Raw genomic sequence first — 18,032 nt, forward strand, 5'->3', positions numbered from 1 at the left:
CGTAATCGATTGTTTGACCTTGGAAACAACTAATAGTTCCAGTTATGAAAAGGTAAGGTTTTGAAAATTATTAGTTTATGAACCCATAGTGTCATTATATGATAATCAATATTAATGCTGTAACTCAATTTTCAAGGTGTTTGTATGTTTGAACTTTCCCATCTTAATCGTGAAATATTCATCTATGTTGAATCGATAGATATTTCTAATAAAACACTATTGACAGATTTTATAGAATCAAATAACTTTTCTCGTTTTTTTGAAATTTTGGGACTTGAATTTCCTATAGATGGACCTACTATGCTTTTATTCAAAAACTATGAATATCGGAAAAGAGAAGGGTCTATTTATTCTTTAGGCATATCGACTATTGATAGATTACGACAAGAAGAAAGAGTTACACTTATAGAGGATTCTTTTATCGTTAGAGCAGAGATAGATTTAAAGGGAATTAAACAGGATATTTTGGGAAGTTCAGTTAGTCATATCTTTTTAGAAGAAAAGTACTTTTTTACTTATCGTTTCCACCTTGAATCTGCATATGGAAGCTCGTTTCAATTACCGAATAAGGGAAGGACAAGACTAATTATCAAGGATGTTGGTCAGGGTAGTTGGACGGAAATTGAAGTAGACAAAAAGTTGACATTGATTTTCGATGCGGGAACTTATTATTCAACAAAAGCTTCTAAAGTTACGTCAATGTATGGCAACCGAGATTCATCATATCAAACTGATTGTCCTGGATTGATAATTTCACACTGGGATGTAGATCATTATCATTTTCTAAAAGTGATGACCGATGCCACAATATCATCATTAAAGTTCATTCTTTGCAGAAATTTTACGCCATCATTGATGTCTCGTGTAATATTCTCTAGGCTAGCTAAACTAAATAAAAACTTAATTTCAATCAGCGCGGATATACGAACAGTATCTGTAAAGGAGACCCCACTATTCCCATATTATGACAATAAGCGATTTACAATTTTTAATTCTGGATATAGTCGAAGTAGGAATAAGAATGGACTTTCCTTATTAATTAGAACAGCAACTAAAAGCGTGCTTTTAACCGGGGACCAGCATTATGGACAATTCGATCACTTTGTTATTCCTAGTTATCTAAACTATGGGCATCGGCATTATTTGATAGTTCCTCATCATGGAGGAAATGCAGGGTCTTACAATTTTAACTTGCAGCAGAAAGTGAAGAAAGGGGATGCAATCATATCGGTTGGCAGTAATACGTATGGGCATCCACTCCCATCAATTCTAAAATGTCTGAGGGCTGCGTCATTTAACATACGTAGAACTGATATAGTAGGAAGGGATATAGATATCCATCTTTAGGTAGGGATTACGGTTGGAAGTTGAAGGTTTGATGACTGAACTTGTTTCCAATACTCAATCGAAGGGACGATAGACTTTCCTAAGTATATTTGTTAGTTTAATGATTTTTACAAGGCAAATATAGTTTTATGAATGACATCTCTATTTTTGAATTAATTAAGAAATCAGACAGTATTCAGGAATTTCTGGTCGGCGTATCAGCATCTGAATATGTCTATGCCATAGATTCTAGGTTTGATCCTTTGTCTTTGGAAGACAGAGAACTTATAGCATCAAAAATGAATCAGCTTATGCAGTCTGTGCTTAAAAAAGAGTGTGTGTTGTTACTGAGGGGCGAAAAGAAAACCAATTTAGAAAGGAAACTGATAAGCAAGTTAAATTCAAATGATTCATTATATGATGGATTGTTCCTGGTTGGAGATAAGGCTAAAAATTATCTTGAGAAGGTTTCCTTTATACCTCACGCGATAAAAAGAATTACGGATGTTGGAAGGGACGTTGTGGAGTGGATTTTTGAAGAGTATTCTAATATAAACGATAAGGTAATTGATTCTGAATACTTTAGAAATGAATCTAATAAGATGGATTTTGTTTCCAAACTGGAAAATAATCATGAACTAATAGATTATTATCTCTTTGGGTTGCATACTTTCAATAGCGATTTATTAGTAAATTTTGTTTCGACAACAACAATCCCCAAAGTAGCGATTGATTACAACAATGATCTTATAATTATTGCTTGGTTGAGTAATAAGCATAAGCATTTAAGTGTAAACAAAAATAGCTTAGTCGAGCAATGCGAAAAAATTATGGCGTTTGCTCTTCCTCCATTAAAGGATAGTTTTCACCCTACTGAAAATGAATATGCTATAAAGGGATTTTTACCAGCTCATTATATCTTAGGCGCGATTGATGTAAAAGCTAATTTAATAGTATTTAACCCTGAAGCATTAAATTTAAAGGCAGATTGGATTGCTGATGGATTTGATATAAATCAGTTGAGTTTTGATAAATTTATTAAGACAACAAATTATAAGAGATCCTTAATGTTGATGAATGGACAGCAATTTATAGAGAAAGAGAACATGATTTGAAGGAAATTGAAAATTGGGACTGATTTTTCTTAATGAGATGCAAAACAACAATTTTTATCATTTCTCCCAAGAATTCAACTTGAAAGGGTATGTTCAGGTGTTTCTTCACTAAAGCTACCCTGAATGCTTTCAACAATGAGCATACCATTTTTCTGTCTTGTACGTGCCGTCACGTATACCTGGCGCGTCTAGCTTCTCACAAATATCAGTGTTTCGTTATGAAAGTAAATAGCCCATTTGTGTTCCATGGCCTGCGGAATAAATAATACACCCGGATATAATTTCCCATCTATTGGAAATGTGAGATTTGCCTGCATTTCCACTGCTTTTACCGGTGCTTGTCCTAGAAATACAATACCATCTTCTGAATTATAAGAAACAGCATTCTGCGCCATTAGTTTATCTTTCGAAGTAGAAATCATTGTTTCAGTAATAGGTCGCAGGTCTAATAATTTCACATGCCAGACATTGCTTTCAGGTGTGATCCAGGGTAAGGGATTTTCTTCCTAAGGTGGCGTAGCACGTTTATCTCCTTTCTTTTTGAAAAATTTGCTGAATAGGGACATTGGGTTCGAATTATGCAACAATATAGAGCATATCCGTTAAATACAAAACCTTGCATCCATAGCTGTTTAGCCTTGTATGCTTGTCCAAATCTATGTAGGTCATTTGCCAATGTAAAGTTTGACTGTCTTATCTATGTTTTATTAACTATTTTTACTATGTATTTTTCAGTCTGTTGTTTACTTACTGAGTAAAGCTAAGGCTGAAGCGGTACAAAAAGCAGGATAAATAAGGATGATTACATAGTCTTGATAGCTGCAGTACATCAGGAGTGGTGCGAAGAAAAGCACAGAAAAAATTAAACCAATACATGACAACAGAAGTTTTGTTAAGGACGTTACAGTTACTATTCTCATTGTCCATAGTAGCACTACTACATGGGCTTGGACATTTCATCCCTGCCAAATTGTTCAAAACACGGGTCGAGATTTTTTATCTATTCCTAGATCCCTTGTTTTCCTTTTTTAAGAAAAAGAAAGGAGATACAGCATCTCAACGCTGGGAGTTTCGTTCTAAACCAGCCTGGCAGAGACTGATCATTATGATTGGGGGAGTAACGGTGAATCTTATCCTGGCATTCTTTATCTACGTAATGGTGTGCTGGAATGCCAAAGAGAGCTATCTGCCTACGAAAAATTTGACTTACGGTATTGTAGTGGATTCCCTGGCTGAAAGCATTGGTTTACGTGACGGAGATATGGTGCTCTCTGTTAATAGCGCTCCGGTAGAGAATTTTCGCGCAATTCCTGCAGAGATCCTCTTACGGGAAGCGACCAGCATACAGGTTGAGCGTGATGGTAAACCGTTGAATATTGCTATTCCGGTGGGGTTTTTCCGGGAGATGATCAGGTCGAAAACAACATTGATGAACGTACGAATTCCTTTTAATGTGGATTCAATAGTGCCCAATTCTGCAGCTCAGAAAGCTGGCTTACAGAAAGGTGATCAGTTGCTTACCATCAACGGTGCCCCCGCTCATTATATCCATGAATTCAAAAAGACAATACAACTTTATAAGGACCAAACGGTTCTTGTTCAGGTATTGCGTAACGGAGACACCCTGCAGTTAACCACACAGATACCAGAAACGGGTATATTAGGAATCGGCGGCGGTGATCCAATGATGGAATTTAAATTTGCTAGCAGTGGTTATACCTTCTCAGAAGCGATCCCCGCGGGTTTTAAAAAGTTTAAAACTACATTCAGTAACTATTTCCAACAGTTGTGGTTGATCATTATTCCCAAAGAGGTGGACGCAACGGAATCGCTAGGAGGCTTCGTAAGTATTGCCAGTTTATTTCCAGCACATTGGGACTGGATGGCTTTCTGGGAAATGACGGCTTTGTTGTCGATTATCCTGGCTTTCCTGAACATGCTGCCGATTCCCCCCATGGATGGATGGTATGTACTATTCCTTCTGTATGAAATTGTTACCAGCCGCAAACCGGGTGAGAAATTCCTGAAGTATTCACAGGTAGTAGGAATAGTTGTGTTATGTAGTTTTTTGCTGTATGTAAATGGACGTGGTATCTGGAACAGCATATTTAATTAAGTAAAAAATGTTTTATATAGGCCGGGTAAACACCTGGCCTATTCATTTTTAATTATCAGAAGCAGCCTCTTAGAGTAAAACTATTAGAATATTATAAGTTAACGATTGTTTGTCCATGTTCGTCTTGCAAAATATTTAAGTACTCTTTAAGATCATCATTTAATGACCGTCGGGCGTTATCTCGGTCCGCGTCCAAGATCATAATAGAAATAAATTTTATCTTCTTTCTTGTTGAGCATTTCTTCAATGTTTTTGAACCACGGAACCGAATGTAATATTAGAGTTAATAAGCAGGCCCGTAGCGGGCTTAGAAGAAATAAAAAAGGCCAGAGATATAATCTCTGACCTTCAGTGCCCAGAACAGGAATTCTTAAGTTCTGGATATCAATTATTTAAACCCTGGTGTGTCAAAGGTGTGTCACAAAAAAATAAAGAGTATATTTACGTGCCCGTTAGTGTGCCTGTTTCGAACACTTTTTAACAGTTTCTGTCTGTCTTTACAAATATATAAGATAGTTGGGGTAACTCAAAATGAGAACTCGCGGGTTCACTATATTCCTAACGATTTAAAAAGTTGAATACAACTTCGCTTATTTTATCATATTTTAGTGACCACCATCCTAATATTGTCCATAGATACTCATTCCGCCACCATAATACCGATGCTTTAAATGCTCATATACAAGGTTTGTTTTTAAATCGATATCATCTGTTTGAAAGGTAGGATATGGTAAAACCTCAAATAAAGTTTTATTGACATGGTTGAAAACCGCAGCCGCGGTTACAGATTTATCTGCCCATTGCGCTACTTGCAGTTTATCTCTTTTAAGTTCAGTCAATAACTCTATCGCTATTTTTTTAATTTCATTCTTTTCTTTTTCTTGCAATTTTTTACCATATCTCAAAATGTCAAAAATGGCTTTTTGCTCATCAGTCAAACCTTCCCGTTTTGTGTCGGCTTCTTCCTCTGAATATGAGTTTACAAGTTCAATCAGTCTTCTGAATGTTTCTTTGATCACATTTTCATCTTTACCTCTGTTGTATTCATCTATGATCTGCTGATAGCGTGTGTAATAATCAACGGTCAGTGGATTACGCTCGACCATTTGTTTCAAACGCTTTTCAATTTTATCCTTTAGTGATTGAACCGCGGCATTTTTGTTTTTTGTTTTCAAAAAGTATTTTTCTAATACGTCAAAGTTTAGTCCACTTAGATCAACGATTTTACCCTCATTATCGTCAGGTTCCGTTACCATATTTTCTATGGATTCATCTACTACATGTTGGATTTTTCGCATTATATCAACAACATCAGCGCTTTCAATATTATTTTCAATAGCAGTGTAGACCACATCAATCGCATTCTTCCTTGAAACATATTGAGCTAGCACTTTGTCAGGTTGAAGGGCTTTAAACTTCTTGAATACCCCTCTTGCTAAAATCTGGAATTTTCGTTTGGTTTCATCATTCGTATAAACGGCATTTACAGCTTTCTCCATCGCTGCTAATTTTTGCAACCCGTCCGAATTAATTAATTCCTCCAACTCAAAATCTACTTCATCGTGCAGAAATGTTTCCGTCGCTTCTAAAGCTTCTTCCAGTTGCTTAATGAGTTCTTCTTTTGGTTTTACAGGTGGTTCAGGTTTATCATCATCGCCGCCTTCTCCTTTACTATCCGAACCGTAAATGGCCAACGCATCTAATAAAGCTGTATAGGTTTCAATGTAGTCCACTATCAAGCCATTGTTTTTTCCTTCGCTGATTCGGTTGGCTCTCGCAATGGCTTGCATCAAGGTATGAGATTTCAAAGGCTTGTCTAGATATAGGTTTGAAAGAGTGGGCACGTCAAAACCCGTAATCCACATTGCACATACAATCACAAACCTAAAGGGATCATCTTCTTCTTTAAACCGTGTTTCGAGATCTTGTGTATTCATTTTCTCCCTATGCGGCTCTATATCTAAATCCCATTTCCCAAACTTTTGGATTTCGTTCTGTTCAGAGCTAACGACCACGCAAATCTCGGTTTCCTTTATCCATTTCAGTTCCCGGGTTTTCTCAAGCAGCTCCTGGTCACCATATTTCCGCTTGGCTACGTCTTTTTCTAATTGTTCGATATATCTTTTCCAATGTACTGTAATCAGGTCATACATTTTTACGGCTGTAAGTTTATCCAGGGCGATAAACATTCCTTTGCCCTTGTAACCTCTGTTGCAAAAATGCCAAACCGTGTCTTTTGCAATAGCATCTAATCTTTTCCTGGCTGTAAGTATTGGATATTCTCTGGCAAATAGTTGTTCAACTCTACTGCGTTGGTCGCTATCCAAATCTTCAGTTTCAGCATCAATAACAGCACGTATTTGATTGTTAATAACTGGATTTTTCAACCCAAGATACTCGCCTCTGTTTTCATAGTATAGTGGAACAGTTGCGCCATCATCGACACTTCGTTTGAAGTCGTACCGGGAAACATAATCACCAAAAATTCGCTTCGTTATTTCATCATCTTTGAAAAGTGGTGTGCCTGTAAATCCGATAAAAGAAGCATTTGGTAAAGCATTTCTCAGGTTCATTGCTAACTGACCGCCCTGTGTTCGATGTGCTTCGTCTGAGATTACTATGATATTATCCCGGCTGGTAATTTCTTGCTCAAAATTGAATTTGTGAATCAGCGTGAACAAATATCGGTGTTCTGAATTTAATAACTCTTTCAAATGCTTTCCACTATTTGCCCTGAGTGAATCTTTCGCACCAGCCTTTATTCGCGGTACTGCACCCACTCCGCTAAATGTGCCATATATCTGCTTATCCAGTTCATTTCGGTCTGTGACAATTAAAAAAGTATAGCTACCTGTGAACTTGTGGTGAATCTTCTGGCAAAAGAAAACCATCGAATATGACTTTCCACTTCCCTGGGTGTGCCAAAACACACCAAGCTTTTGTTTTTCTTCCAAACTCACCTTGCCAAGCCTGTATAGCTCATTCTTAAGGCGAATGTTTTCAATGGCTTTATTTACTCCAATAAACTGGTGGTTTCGAGCAATGAGCTTTACAACTTTACCTAAAGAGTTATCAAAAAGAATAAAATTTTCGAATAGATCTAAAAAACGTACTTTTTCGCATACACCTACTATAATCCTGTCCAAGGCCACGATGCCATCATTTTCTTCTGTAATGCGTTTCCATTCATGAAAGTGTTGGTATTTGCCTGTCACACTGCCGATCCGGCTTTCAATTCCGTTGCTCAAGATTACAAAGGCATTGTAGTATAATAATTTTGGTATTACGTCTTTGTAGTCAGTCAAATTATCATTGTAGGCATTTTCTAATTTGCGATGGGCTGCCTTTAGTTCAACAAACAACAATGGTATGCCATTTACAAAACCAATAATATCGGGCCTGCGTTGCCGGTTGCTTTTGCCCTGAATCCATAATTGACGAACCGCTAAAAAATCATTGTTACCTGGTGTTTCAAAATCAAAAACTTTTAGAGTCCTGTTTTTGACGTGTTCGCCTTCATCATTGATAAAATCAACAGGAATTCCGTTACGTAGCAAATCATGTTTTTCGTAGTTAATTTCAGCTAACGACTTAGTAATGCTCTCCTCAATGAGTTTTTCGTACGCCTGGGTATAGGCTTGATCGGGAAGACCAGGGTTGAGACCTTTCAGTTTATCTAAAAATGTCTTTTTCAACACTACCTCTTTTTTGTTCAACCTTCCAAGAGAGCTGCCCTCACCAAAACTCTCTTTATTGTAGGCAAATAGAGTATCCCATCCGAGCTTTTGGAAGAAAAGATCAATTGCAGTTTTTTCAATTAACTTATCTTCTGAGTATTCACTGGCCATTTTTAGTTAGCATTTAGTAATGAGGTGATCCTTCCCACAAATTCCTCCTCACTTTTAATAAGTTCATTCATAGATTGATTTTCGTGTACGAGAATACCGTCAATCATAAAGTTGATTTCATTGTCGTTTATTCCATAGATGGTTTTCGAATACGCTACCTGAGTGTCAATTTCACGGGACAACGGATAAAGCAAACCAATTGCGGATAGCTGACTCCTATAGTACCCTGCGTAAGAGTGAATTTGATGTAAATCATTCCTGTCAACATCTCTATTCAGTAGTTCCATTTTCTTAAACTTAGCGTCAAATACGACCACCTTGCCGGTGATTTTATGTTCTAAAACGATATCGGGGAATATGGACCTTGCAAAGAATTGTCGTTGATAAATGGGAAGATCGACTTGGCTACTCACTTGCCAATCAGGAAGGTTTCTGCTCAATAATTTTTCCATGTATAATTCAAATAATTCAGCAATATCAAACAAATACCCTGTAGTAGCCAACTGTTTGTTATCATCATCGGGTAGCAAATCATTGTCCATTAAGATAATCTCTGCATACTCCAAAACCTTCTTAAACCCTGCATATAACGGATTATTAATGGACTGATGTTTTTTTGCTCTTTGTATAGTTTCGTAACTCGAAAAAATTCCGGAATAATGTTGTTTTAAAAGTTGACTCAAACCAAGCAATCTGGCATGAATTTCTTTACCAAAAAGTCTTTCAAGCTTTCTTAGTGCGAGAAATAATACATCAACAACTTCCTGTACGTATTTTCTTTCTCGGAAAGTTGTTGAAAGCTTGCCTTGAAAGGGGATGTCACGATTCAAGTAAGCAGTGAAATCTATGCGACCCCTTACCTTGTAGCCCTTTTCCTGATGTTTTTTATATAGTTGTGGCAGACCTAAAACAGCAGCTTTTTCCAGCGATTGAATAAAGAGGTAGGCTATAATAAAGAGGAATTGATTTTCGGTTTTGTCTTTCTGAGCCTTGATCTGTTCGTTATCTACATAAATGTCATTCACGAAATTGAGCATGCGCTTCAAGAAGGAATCACCATATTTTGTTGTTATATTAATCTTGCAGCCTTTGTAAAATAATACTCCGGCATAAAGACCTGTTTGTACAAAATACTCTTTGTCTTGATCTGGCCTTTCTTTGCAATACAGTTTTAGTATCAAGCGCTCCTCGTCAACTTCAAAGGGATGGTTGCGCTTAAAGCTAAGTATCTTAATTTGGTTTAGTTTTTCTGAACCAACTTTCAGGTCATAAAGTGAAGAAAAAATCTCTTTCAGTTTCTCAATACCTTTTTTTCTTACTGAAAATGCTTCTCCTAAAGCCGATTCCCTGATGGGCGCTTCTTCGTAAAAGTTGTGATTGACAGGTACGCTTATCTTCATATTATTTCAATGCTTCTTTAAAGCGTTTCAAGGCTTCATTAAGTTTGCCGTCCAATTCACTTTCAGCAAAAACAGCCCTTAAGTACTCCTTTAATGTTGGACGCAGGTACAGATCGAACAACGTTTCGATATTGTTCGACGTAACTTCCTTTCGCTTAGCTATGCCGCCCATTTTCATAAAAAAGGAATGTCCAAATTCATACGATTTTCCCAAACCAAGGTCATTCGAAATATAGTTATTGAGACTTTGGCAGGCTTTAACATAGTTATCAATATTGGTAAAATCTTCCTTGTATCTGTAACGGGTTTCTTCTTCGATCACGTCATAGTCGCAATCTTTCCTAATCCATTTGAATCTTCTGCGAAGAGCCAAATCAAAAGCATCAATGCTCTTATCCACGTCGTTCATCATTCCAATAAAAAAGACGTTTCCAGGTACTCCAAACTTCACTTCTCCATTGTCAATAGTATAGGCTAAGTTCATATACTTGTCATCTTCTTTGATTAAATCTTCTATCAACGTAGAATATTGGGTTCTAATAAGAACTTTATTTGTTTTACTATCATGCCTGTACTGTTTTTCAAGCAACGATAACGATTCGCCAAAAACAGTGGAAAGATTTGCCCTGTTAATTTCATCTACCACGAAATAGTAGGATTTGTCAGGGTTGTTTTTTGCTTTAATGCAAAAGTTCTTGAATACTCCATTCACTAATTCAAAACGAATATTCCCGTCTTTGCTAACCCCTTTCGGCTTTATCCCTTCTATAAAATCCTCATAGGTAAACGAAGGGTGAAATTGTACTATCTCGTATCGTGAACGATCGCCCTGGCATACAAAGTCGAGGCTATTATTTACAACAGAAAAGGTCTTGCCTGTCCCTGGAGGACCATACATAATTACATTTGGATTATCCTCATCTGCGATGGCTTTTGCATTTTCATACTCCCATAAAAAGCGGGACATAAGAATCAACTCGATTTTATCGGTTTCATCAACGCCTAAAAGGTGTTTAGCTATTGAACATACCTGGTGATTCTTTGATAACAAACCTTCTTCTGGGCCAGCAACGAATTCGTTGTATAGTTCTTCCAGCCACATCGTGGAATATATGTAAAGGAAATCAGTAAGATTGTCTAAAACAGCTAACTTCATAAGCACCTGCTTGGCGCTGTATTCGGAGTCCTGGACAATTCGGATCTTTTCCTGCAAATCGGTTGCTGACACGATGCTTTTCAGTAAACCTTTTACCTTATCATCGAAAAAAGCCTGAGCCTCCTGACGGGTTGCAACAAATTTTTTTTGACTTTTTATATGGTATGTGCTTCTATCATCGTTTAACTTTACTTCAAAATTTAAAGCAGAACCCGGTTTTGAAGATCCTAATACACGACGGGTTTCTCTTTCCAGAAAATTGCACAAATAACCGCCAGGCATGGTAGCCGTTGGGCCACCAAGAGTGTTGGTGTATTCGTCTAGGGTCAATGTATCATTTAGGATTTTTCCCTTATACTGCTCCCATTCGTTAATGATCTTTTCAATCTCATTTTTATAATAAATTTTATTTTCATCTTTAATTGAAAATTTAAATTTATCCCAGAGTGCTTTGATCTGCTTCTGCCTACCCTCTGATAAGGGGCTGTTATTTTCCATGGCGGCTATTATTAAATTATAATCCTTTTGGGTGATGCTAACAATTCTTGCTCTTGTATCTCCATTAGAAAGTTCGTTATATACAAAATCGGTGTTTACCTGGTATAGCCATTTATTTACGTCCTTTAAAAGAAACTTTATTACTGTCTCATTTCCGGTCCTGACTTCTTCCTTACCACTATCAAGAATTGCTTGCCCCCAATAAACTTTTGAATCAAACTCTTTAAATATTACAATATCTCCTTTACGGGGCTTATCTGTAAGCTTAACATTGGGTTTAAAATAATACTCTTTCGTTTCAAGAATGGTGCTTGTATCCCAAAAGGAATCTTCATATTCTCCTGTGGGCTTATTCCCAAAAATGAAGTAACTAATTTCGTTATTAGATTGTTTTTCCATCTTGATTTATTAAACTTCAATATCTCCTTTCATCAAACGGGGCAACAAAATATCTCTTGCTTCACGAAGGCGGGAGTTTTGCCTACGCAATGTATGCATTAATTTTATAAGTGGTATAGTTAACCCTTCAAAGTATTCAGCATCCTTTTTTGGTGGCATTGCCAATTTCATATCAAGAATAAACTTCCTGTTTGCATGTGGAATTGCAGAGCCAGTATTTCCTTGTGTTATTGCAGATTCATTTTGTTTCAAAAATTGATAAAGAAATTCACCACTTACTCTATCTGAATTGCTTCGCCAAATAGCCATTGTAGAGCCTATTGCTCCTTCCATCCCTCTAAATGACAATCCGCTTCTCGCACCGTCCATACACATCAATACATCTGTTTCTATAGAAAGTGGCAATGTTAAATCCGAAGTATACAATGTCTTCGTTCCTTCAATGGTATCCAAAAGCAAATACAGTTGGCTATCATCTTCTGAATACTCAAGGACACTCGCTGGCTTTCTACCTTTAACAACCGAGACAAACTCCTCCAATTTTACGCTATCCCATTTTGCCGATTCCTGCATCAGTTCTTTGTAGTGCAGTTTAGCTTTCTGCTCCAACAATTTTATCCGATTCAAATTATTTTCTATCAAATCATCATAAGCCGATAAGATGGACCCGATGCGGCGTTGTGTGGAGAGATCTTTTACAACTTTAATTTCAATACTGGAAAAAGAAGATTTGGAGACATTCTCTCTTCCAGATGATGTTCCTGAATCTAATCCTTTAACTTTATTGAGATTATTTTTCAAAAGATAGAAAACAAAATTTGCGTCATAATTTTCATTAGGAATTACTGCATTTACTGCCTGATTAATAAAACAATCTGTTATGGCTTGTGTGATTTTTTTTCCAATACTACCTATTGTTACCACACATGTTGCGCCTTTCGGAATCAATGATTTTCTATACCTGTCAAACCCAAGTTCTGAATAGCATTCCTCTGGATTTGGCGTAAATCTTCTATCAATTTCAATGTCGGTCGGTTTAATAAACGGAATAAAATCTCCATATAATTCAGGGTTTTTTCTCGGCGGCGTATTTCCCGTAATTACTTGCCCAAGCTGACCTATTTCAGTTTTCTCCCATTTCATACCGCAAGCTCTTTATAATTTTCAGAAATGATTTTTGCGAGTTCAATGGCTTCCTCATTCAATCCATCTAGTTCCATATGTATTTCATTTAAACGTTCTTCGTAATCAAAGTCTCCATCGGTAGTGATATCTATGCCAACATACCTACCGGGGCTTAAGCTCCAGTCTTTTTCTTCTATTTCTTTTTGTGTTACCATTTTGCAAAGCCCTTCCACATCTTGGTAAACACCTTCAGAAAAACGGCTCATAAGCCAATGGGCTTGCTTATAAAAGTATTCGGTGTCGTACAGCAGGCCAAGTTCTTCCTCTTCGGGATTGCCACTGAGCTTTTGTTGCAGAGCTTTTATTTCGTCAAGCTGTTCTCTCAGGTTTAATTCTTTCCAGTCCTTATTTTTATTCAGCTGATGTTCTTTGATGGCGGCTGCAATGCCATCCAGCAATTGCTTAATGACTTTGTCTTGCGGTTTGCGTAATGCTTTGCATGAGTGGGCAATGTTTTCCAATACTTCAATATCGACTTTTACTTTCCTGGTTTCTACAATCAGCTTGTTTTGTTGTTCGTAAATGCTTTGGGTTTCTATAATGTTAAAAGTTTCTACAAATGCTTTCGCTTTTTTGTTTTCTTTGGAGTACTTGATCGCAAAATCGCTTACGGTTTTAAGCACCTTCTGTAATTGCTTTTGCAGTTCGGCAGTGGCTTTGCCTGTTTCTTTCGATAGGTCTGCAGAGGTTTGTAAATAGCTTTTTACCGTGCTTTCAAACTTTTTTGCATTACCTCTATACAGGTTTACAATGCAAATTAGGTTTTGCAATTGCTCGGGGCTAAAGTCGTTTACCTTGCTGGTTACCTTGCGGTAAATTTTTCTAGCATCTAGCATTAGCAATTTATTACGTTTCTTTTTATCCTTCTCCTTTGTTCTGTCAAAAAACCAAAGGGTGCAGGGCAATGAACGGGTATAGAAAAAGTTATTGCCAATGGCCATCATCACATCAACCGCCCCTGTTTTTACCAGCTTTTCCCGAATGTCCTTTTCGCTGTGTCCTGCATCGCTGGCAGAAGATGCCATTACAAAACCTGCTCGTCCTGTTGGCTTCAGGTAATTATAGAAATACTGTATCCACAGATAATTGGCATTATCATTCTTGGGTAGGTTTACCTTATCATCCAGGATAAGGCGAGAGTCTTTCTTAACTGAATCTTTACTCTTATCTACACCATCTACGTTAAATGGCGGATTAGCCATAACAAAATCGGCTTTGCCAACTAGATTATGCCGGTCTTCATAAAAGGTGTTTCCTTCCTGTATGTTTCCCTCGAGCCCATGAACGGCAAGATTCATCTTTGCCAATTTGGTGTTGAGTTCAGCTTTTTCCTGGCCGTAAAAAGTTACTTTGTCCGCAGGTCGTAAACCTTCGCTTTCGATGAAATACCCCGTCTGTACAAACATGCCAGCACTCCCGCAAGCCGGATCGAATACGATACCATGATCTGGTTCAATAACGTTTACAATGGTTTGTACAAGACTCATAGGCGTGAAAAATTCTCCGCCTTCCTGTGCGCCTGTCATAGCGAATTTGTTGAGGAAGTATTCATATATCTTTCCAAACAGATCACCTTCGGCTTTCTGCAAAACTTCTTTGTTGAAGATGCGTAGCAATTCTCTAAGCAGGTCTTTGCTGAATATGGAAAAGTTCTTAGGTAATACCCCTTTCAAGTTTTCATACTCATCCTCGATCAATTTCATTGCATTGTCAATGGCTTCACCGATATCAGCGCTCTCTGGCAAAGAAACCAGGTAGGCAAACTGTGTTTTTTCTGGAAGGAACATTGAGTTTTGTTCTTCAAAATCTTTTTTTGTCAAGGCCCTTCGTCCTCGCTGTGGATGAACTGGCAGCGTTTTCTCAACTTGTCCCTTGACTTTCAAAAAGCGATTATAAGCGTGCCGCAAGAATATTAACCCCAATACAGGCATAGAATATTCTGTCGCGGTTAGTTTACTATTTGCTCTCAATTGGTCCGCAGCCCGCCATAATTCAGCTTCCAATTTTCTCAGTTGTTTTCCCTGCATGATTTAATCGGTTCTTTCAGTAATAAAAATTAAGAAATGTAGTCTTTGTTATATAACGTTGTATCCCAGAGCATAATTAAATTCTTTCTGATGCCAATACAGATATTGGCCTCTTCAAAGAAAGATTCACATCCATATGCATTTTCAAGTGTCTGTTTATGATAGGAAATTTGAAATTCTTTAAAATTCAATTCAAATAATTGGGCAACCATAGGAATCATTTTCGAGCTTGCAACACATTCGCCTTTTTCAACCTTGCTTAATGTAGAAATATCAATGTCTAAGTCTACAGCAACCTTACGTAGTGATAGGTCGTGTTTTTTTCTTTGAGCAAGTATTAACAAGAGTAAAATTTGCAAAGTGAATTCTAATACTTAGTAATTAGGTGATAAGCTAGAACAAAATATTCTTCATCACAATATCTATACTAGCTTAACTCAAATTTAAAAAGGAAATGTATATTTAATACTTCATATATACAGTGGAATTTCAAGGTTAAGTTTAAATTCGCACATAGATTTAAATGGAATCTTTCAATCTTGATCTACCAATAATGTCGATGCCTTCACCCCCAGGAATTTCGCAATCTTAAACAACGTTGCTATATTAGGCTGACTGTCATTAGTACACCAACGTGAAACCGTCTCGGGTTTATTTTTTAAATAGGTAGCTAATTCCTTATTAGTCTTTTTCTTCTCGACCAGCACAATTTTTATCCTATTGTATTCAACTTTTTTCATTTGCTATTAGGCTATAAGCAAATTTAACTAACTGATTTTTAGTCATTAAAGTGACTTTATAATCATTATAGTGATTTTTAAAATCAAATAAATAACAATAAAATCAATAAAAATGATTATTATTGTCATAAGCAATAGTCAAAAAGAAATGTTTACCTTTTTACTTAGTTGAAAAAACAATAATATGAATATAGTTCTCTTGAATAACACTTGTTAAAAAAGAAGTGTAATTTGCGAACACATAAAATATTATAAGCGTGTTTGCTTTATGTTCGGTGCTGAAAACTACGACCTTTCAACGACTCCGGATAGTAAGGTAAATCGCTCACATCACTGGTGTGGGCGTTCTTATTTGGAGTCATGGGGTGTCGTAGCCCTTCAGCACCAGTGAGAATAGCCTGCACCTTTTATTTTTGCCCGTTCCCACCCTGGATACTTCTCCAACAATTACCAAGTATTTACCCTCTTCAAATTATCCCTCAAATGGGATACGGCAATCTATGTCATTTACTCTCTAAATCGTTTTTATGTTAGTAGTACCCAACAATCCATCTAAAGCCATCCCTGCGGCTGATAGCCAAACAATGCAAATCTTTATGGGAATGCTTGCCCATGAGATGCGAACTCAGATAGCCGGTATCTGTACTGCAAGTAACCTACTCTTGCATGGGACAGAGAGCCGAAAGAATAAGAACTTCTATCTATCACACATTAACTCAATGAGTATAAATGTCTTGCATGTTTTAAATAATATGATGGCAACAAGTACCATTGAAGATGGAAAGCTGGCAATAAAGGCGTTACCGAAACGTATCCAAATTCGCCATTGGTTAAAGGAGCAGATTCTACAATATAAGCTCATTACAGCCATTCGTTCCGTAAAAATAAAAACCAATTTCCGACGTAACGTACCAGAATACATTACGACAGATGAAGTAAAGCTGGGGCAAATTCTAAAGAACTTAATAGACAATGCTTTGAAATTTGCTCCGGCTAACACTAATATTTGCATTTACATCTGTTTGCTGAGAGAAAACCGTTTGTTCCTCCAAATATCTGATTCTGGCCAAGGTATTCCCGTTGATAAGATCCCCTTTTTATTTCAACCGTTTCAATCTATTGATGAAGGGTTAGGCAGTATGGGATTGGGATTATACATCAGTAAGTTATATGCCGCATCATTAGGAGGAGATCTTATGCTTGCTAAGAGCGATATCAGTGGCACCTCCTTTTTAGTCCTGATAAATACACAAGACTAAACCTAATTCGATAACTAAAAATTCAACTCATTTACATGAATACAATGGCTTTACAACATCTACCCAAACAACAGGTAGCACAACTTGTACAGTTAATACAGAGGATAGTGCAAGCTATTTATCCAGTCAAAATTATATGTTATGGTTATCGCACCTGTACTATGGATGATTGGAGTTGTTTTTTTGATGGGGATACCCATAATAAAAGGATAAATCCTACTTATGACTTTTTGATTATAACTAATGATGAAGAACAAAGAGCCCATTATGAAATAATTGAAATTGCAGAACAACAAGCGTTCCCATTGGGTTGTGATACCACTATTATTGTGCAACAACTGAACGCGGCTAACAAAGCATTGGAAAATGGTAGCCGTTTTATTTCTACTGTGTATCGTAAGGGCGTAATGCTATATAGCGGTGACGGCATACCCTTATCTACACCTCCCAACGAATCAGATATATCTGTGCTGAAAAATTTGATAGAGGATAACTGGCACATACGTTTTGGTATGTCACGTCGTTTTTTAAAGACAGCGAATTACTGTTTGGATAATGGTTGGAATGAACAAACCATCTTTGACTTACATCAGTCTGTAGAACATGCCTGTGTCGCAATAATAAGGGCATACACCGGCTTCCGGCCAACGACACATAATCTTTCCCGGTTATTGGACTTAATATGTAATTTCTCCCAGGAACTGGCAACGCTCTTTCCCCGCCAGACAAAAGAGGAAACATACCTCTTTAATACATTGAACAGAGCCTATTCAGAGGCTCGATACAATGAGAAGTACACAGTAACTACTGAGATTGCGAAAATATTAATAGGCAGGGTCACGACCTTATTAGATCTGGCTGAAAAGTTTTACGACAGGAAGCAGCTTAGCCTGGAATCCAGTCAACCTATTAGCTTCCCTTTAACAATAAATAATAAATGAGCCAGTCTGAATTTAATAAAAG

General features: G+C 37.1%; 13 protein-coding genes. 5 read left to right on the top strand and 8 right to left on the bottom strand.

Annotation, left to right across the window (positions count from 1 at the left end; translation table 11 throughout):
- The first annotated feature begins 144 nt into the window (after positions 1–144).
- Complete coding sequence (locus GO495_RS29835) at positions 145–1,347, top strand: ComEC/Rec2 family competence protein (RefSeq protein ID WP_157303615.1); 1,203 nt, start codon at positions 145–147, stop codon at positions 1,345–1,347.
- A 128-nt stretch (positions 1,348–1,475) separates the two neighbouring features.
- Positions 1,476–2,441, top strand: coding sequence for a hypothetical protein (locus tag GO495_RS29840; RefSeq protein ID WP_157303616.1), 966 nt, complete (start codon positions 1,476–1,478; stop codon positions 2,439–2,441).
- A 188-nt stretch (positions 2,442–2,629) separates the two neighbouring features.
- Here the strand turns inward: GO495_RS29840 and GO495_RS29845 are convergent, their stop codons facing one another.
- On the bottom strand, positions 2,630–2,899 hold the full coding sequence (locus GO495_RS29845; protein WP_157303617.1) for a hypothetical protein: 270 nt from the start codon (positions 2,897–2,899) through the stop codon (positions 2,630–2,632).
- Between the two features lie 416 nt (positions 2,900–3,315).
- On the opposite strand from GO495_RS29845, the gene GO495_RS29850 reads away from it, so the two are divergent.
- A complete protein-coding gene (locus tag GO495_RS29850) occupies positions 3,316–4,557 on the top strand; it encodes a site-2 protease family protein (RefSeq protein WP_157303618.1) in 1,242 nt (413 codons plus the stop codon).
- Between the two features lie 620 nt (positions 4,558–5,177).
- Here GO495_RS29850 and GO495_RS29855 read toward each other — a convergent pair.
- The 7 genes from GO495_RS29855 to GO495_RS29885 all read right to left on the bottom strand — a co-directional run bounded on the left by GO495_RS29855 (position 5,178) and on the right by GO495_RS29885 (position 15,810).
- A complete protein-coding gene (locus GO495_RS29855; protein ID WP_157303619.1) occupies positions 5,178–8,405 on the bottom strand; it encodes a type I restriction endonuclease subunit R in 3,228 nt (1,075 codons plus the stop codon).
- Between the two features lie 2 nt (positions 8,406–8,407).
- Complete coding sequence (locus GO495_RS29860; RefSeq protein ID WP_157303620.1) at positions 8,408–9,805, bottom strand: 5-methylcytosine restriction system specificity protein McrC; 1,398 nt, start codon at positions 9,803–9,805, stop codon at positions 8,408–8,410.
- Position 9,806: 1 nt separating this feature from the next.
- Positions 9,807–11,858, bottom strand: coding sequence for an McrB family protein (locus GO495_RS29865; protein ID WP_157303621.1), 2,052 nt, complete (start codon positions 11,856–11,858; stop codon positions 9,807–9,809).
- Positions 11,859–11,867: 9 nt separating this feature from the next.
- Positions 11,868–13,001, bottom strand: coding sequence for a restriction endonuclease subunit S (locus GO495_RS29870; RefSeq protein ID WP_157303622.1), 1,134 nt, complete (start codon positions 12,999–13,001; stop codon positions 11,868–11,870).
- Positions 12,998–15,070 (bottom strand): type I restriction-modification system subunit M, encoded by a 2,073-nt coding sequence (locus GO495_RS29875; RefSeq protein WP_157303623.1) that lies wholly within the window; start codon positions 15,068–15,070, stop codon positions 12,998–13,000. The genes GO495_RS29870 and GO495_RS29875 overlap by 4 nt, the downstream gene beginning before the upstream one ends.
- A 29-nt stretch (positions 15,071–15,099) precedes the next feature.
- Complete coding sequence (locus GO495_RS29880) at positions 15,100–15,414, bottom strand: helix-turn-helix domain-containing protein (protein ID WP_157303624.1); 315 nt, start codon at positions 15,412–15,414, stop codon at positions 15,100–15,102.
- Positions 15,415–15,603: 189 nt separating this feature from the next.
- A complete protein-coding gene (locus GO495_RS29885) occupies positions 15,604–15,810 on the bottom strand; it encodes a helix-turn-helix transcriptional regulator (RefSeq protein WP_149694600.1) in 207 nt (68 codons plus the stop codon).
- A 527-nt stretch (positions 15,811–16,337) separates the two neighbouring features.
- Between GO495_RS29885 and GO495_RS29890 the strand changes: the two genes are divergently transcribed.
- Both GO495_RS29890 and GO495_RS29895 read left to right on the top strand, forming a co-directional pair.
- A complete protein-coding gene (locus tag GO495_RS29890; RefSeq protein ID WP_157303625.1) occupies positions 16,338–17,069 on the top strand; it encodes a sensor histidine kinase in 732 nt (243 codons plus the stop codon).
- A 230-nt stretch (positions 17,070–17,299) separates the two neighbouring features.
- Positions 17,300–18,010, top strand: coding sequence for a HEPN domain-containing protein (locus GO495_RS29895; RefSeq protein ID WP_157303626.1), 711 nt, complete (start codon positions 17,300–17,302; stop codon positions 18,008–18,010).
- The last annotated feature ends 22 nt before the right edge of the window (positions 18,011–18,032 follow it).

It is taken from the genome of Chitinophaga oryziterrae, assembly GCF_009758125.1.
GTDB classification, from domain to species: Bacteria; Bacteroidota; Bacteroidia; order Chitinophagales; family Chitinophagaceae; genus Chitinophaga; species Chitinophaga oryziterrae.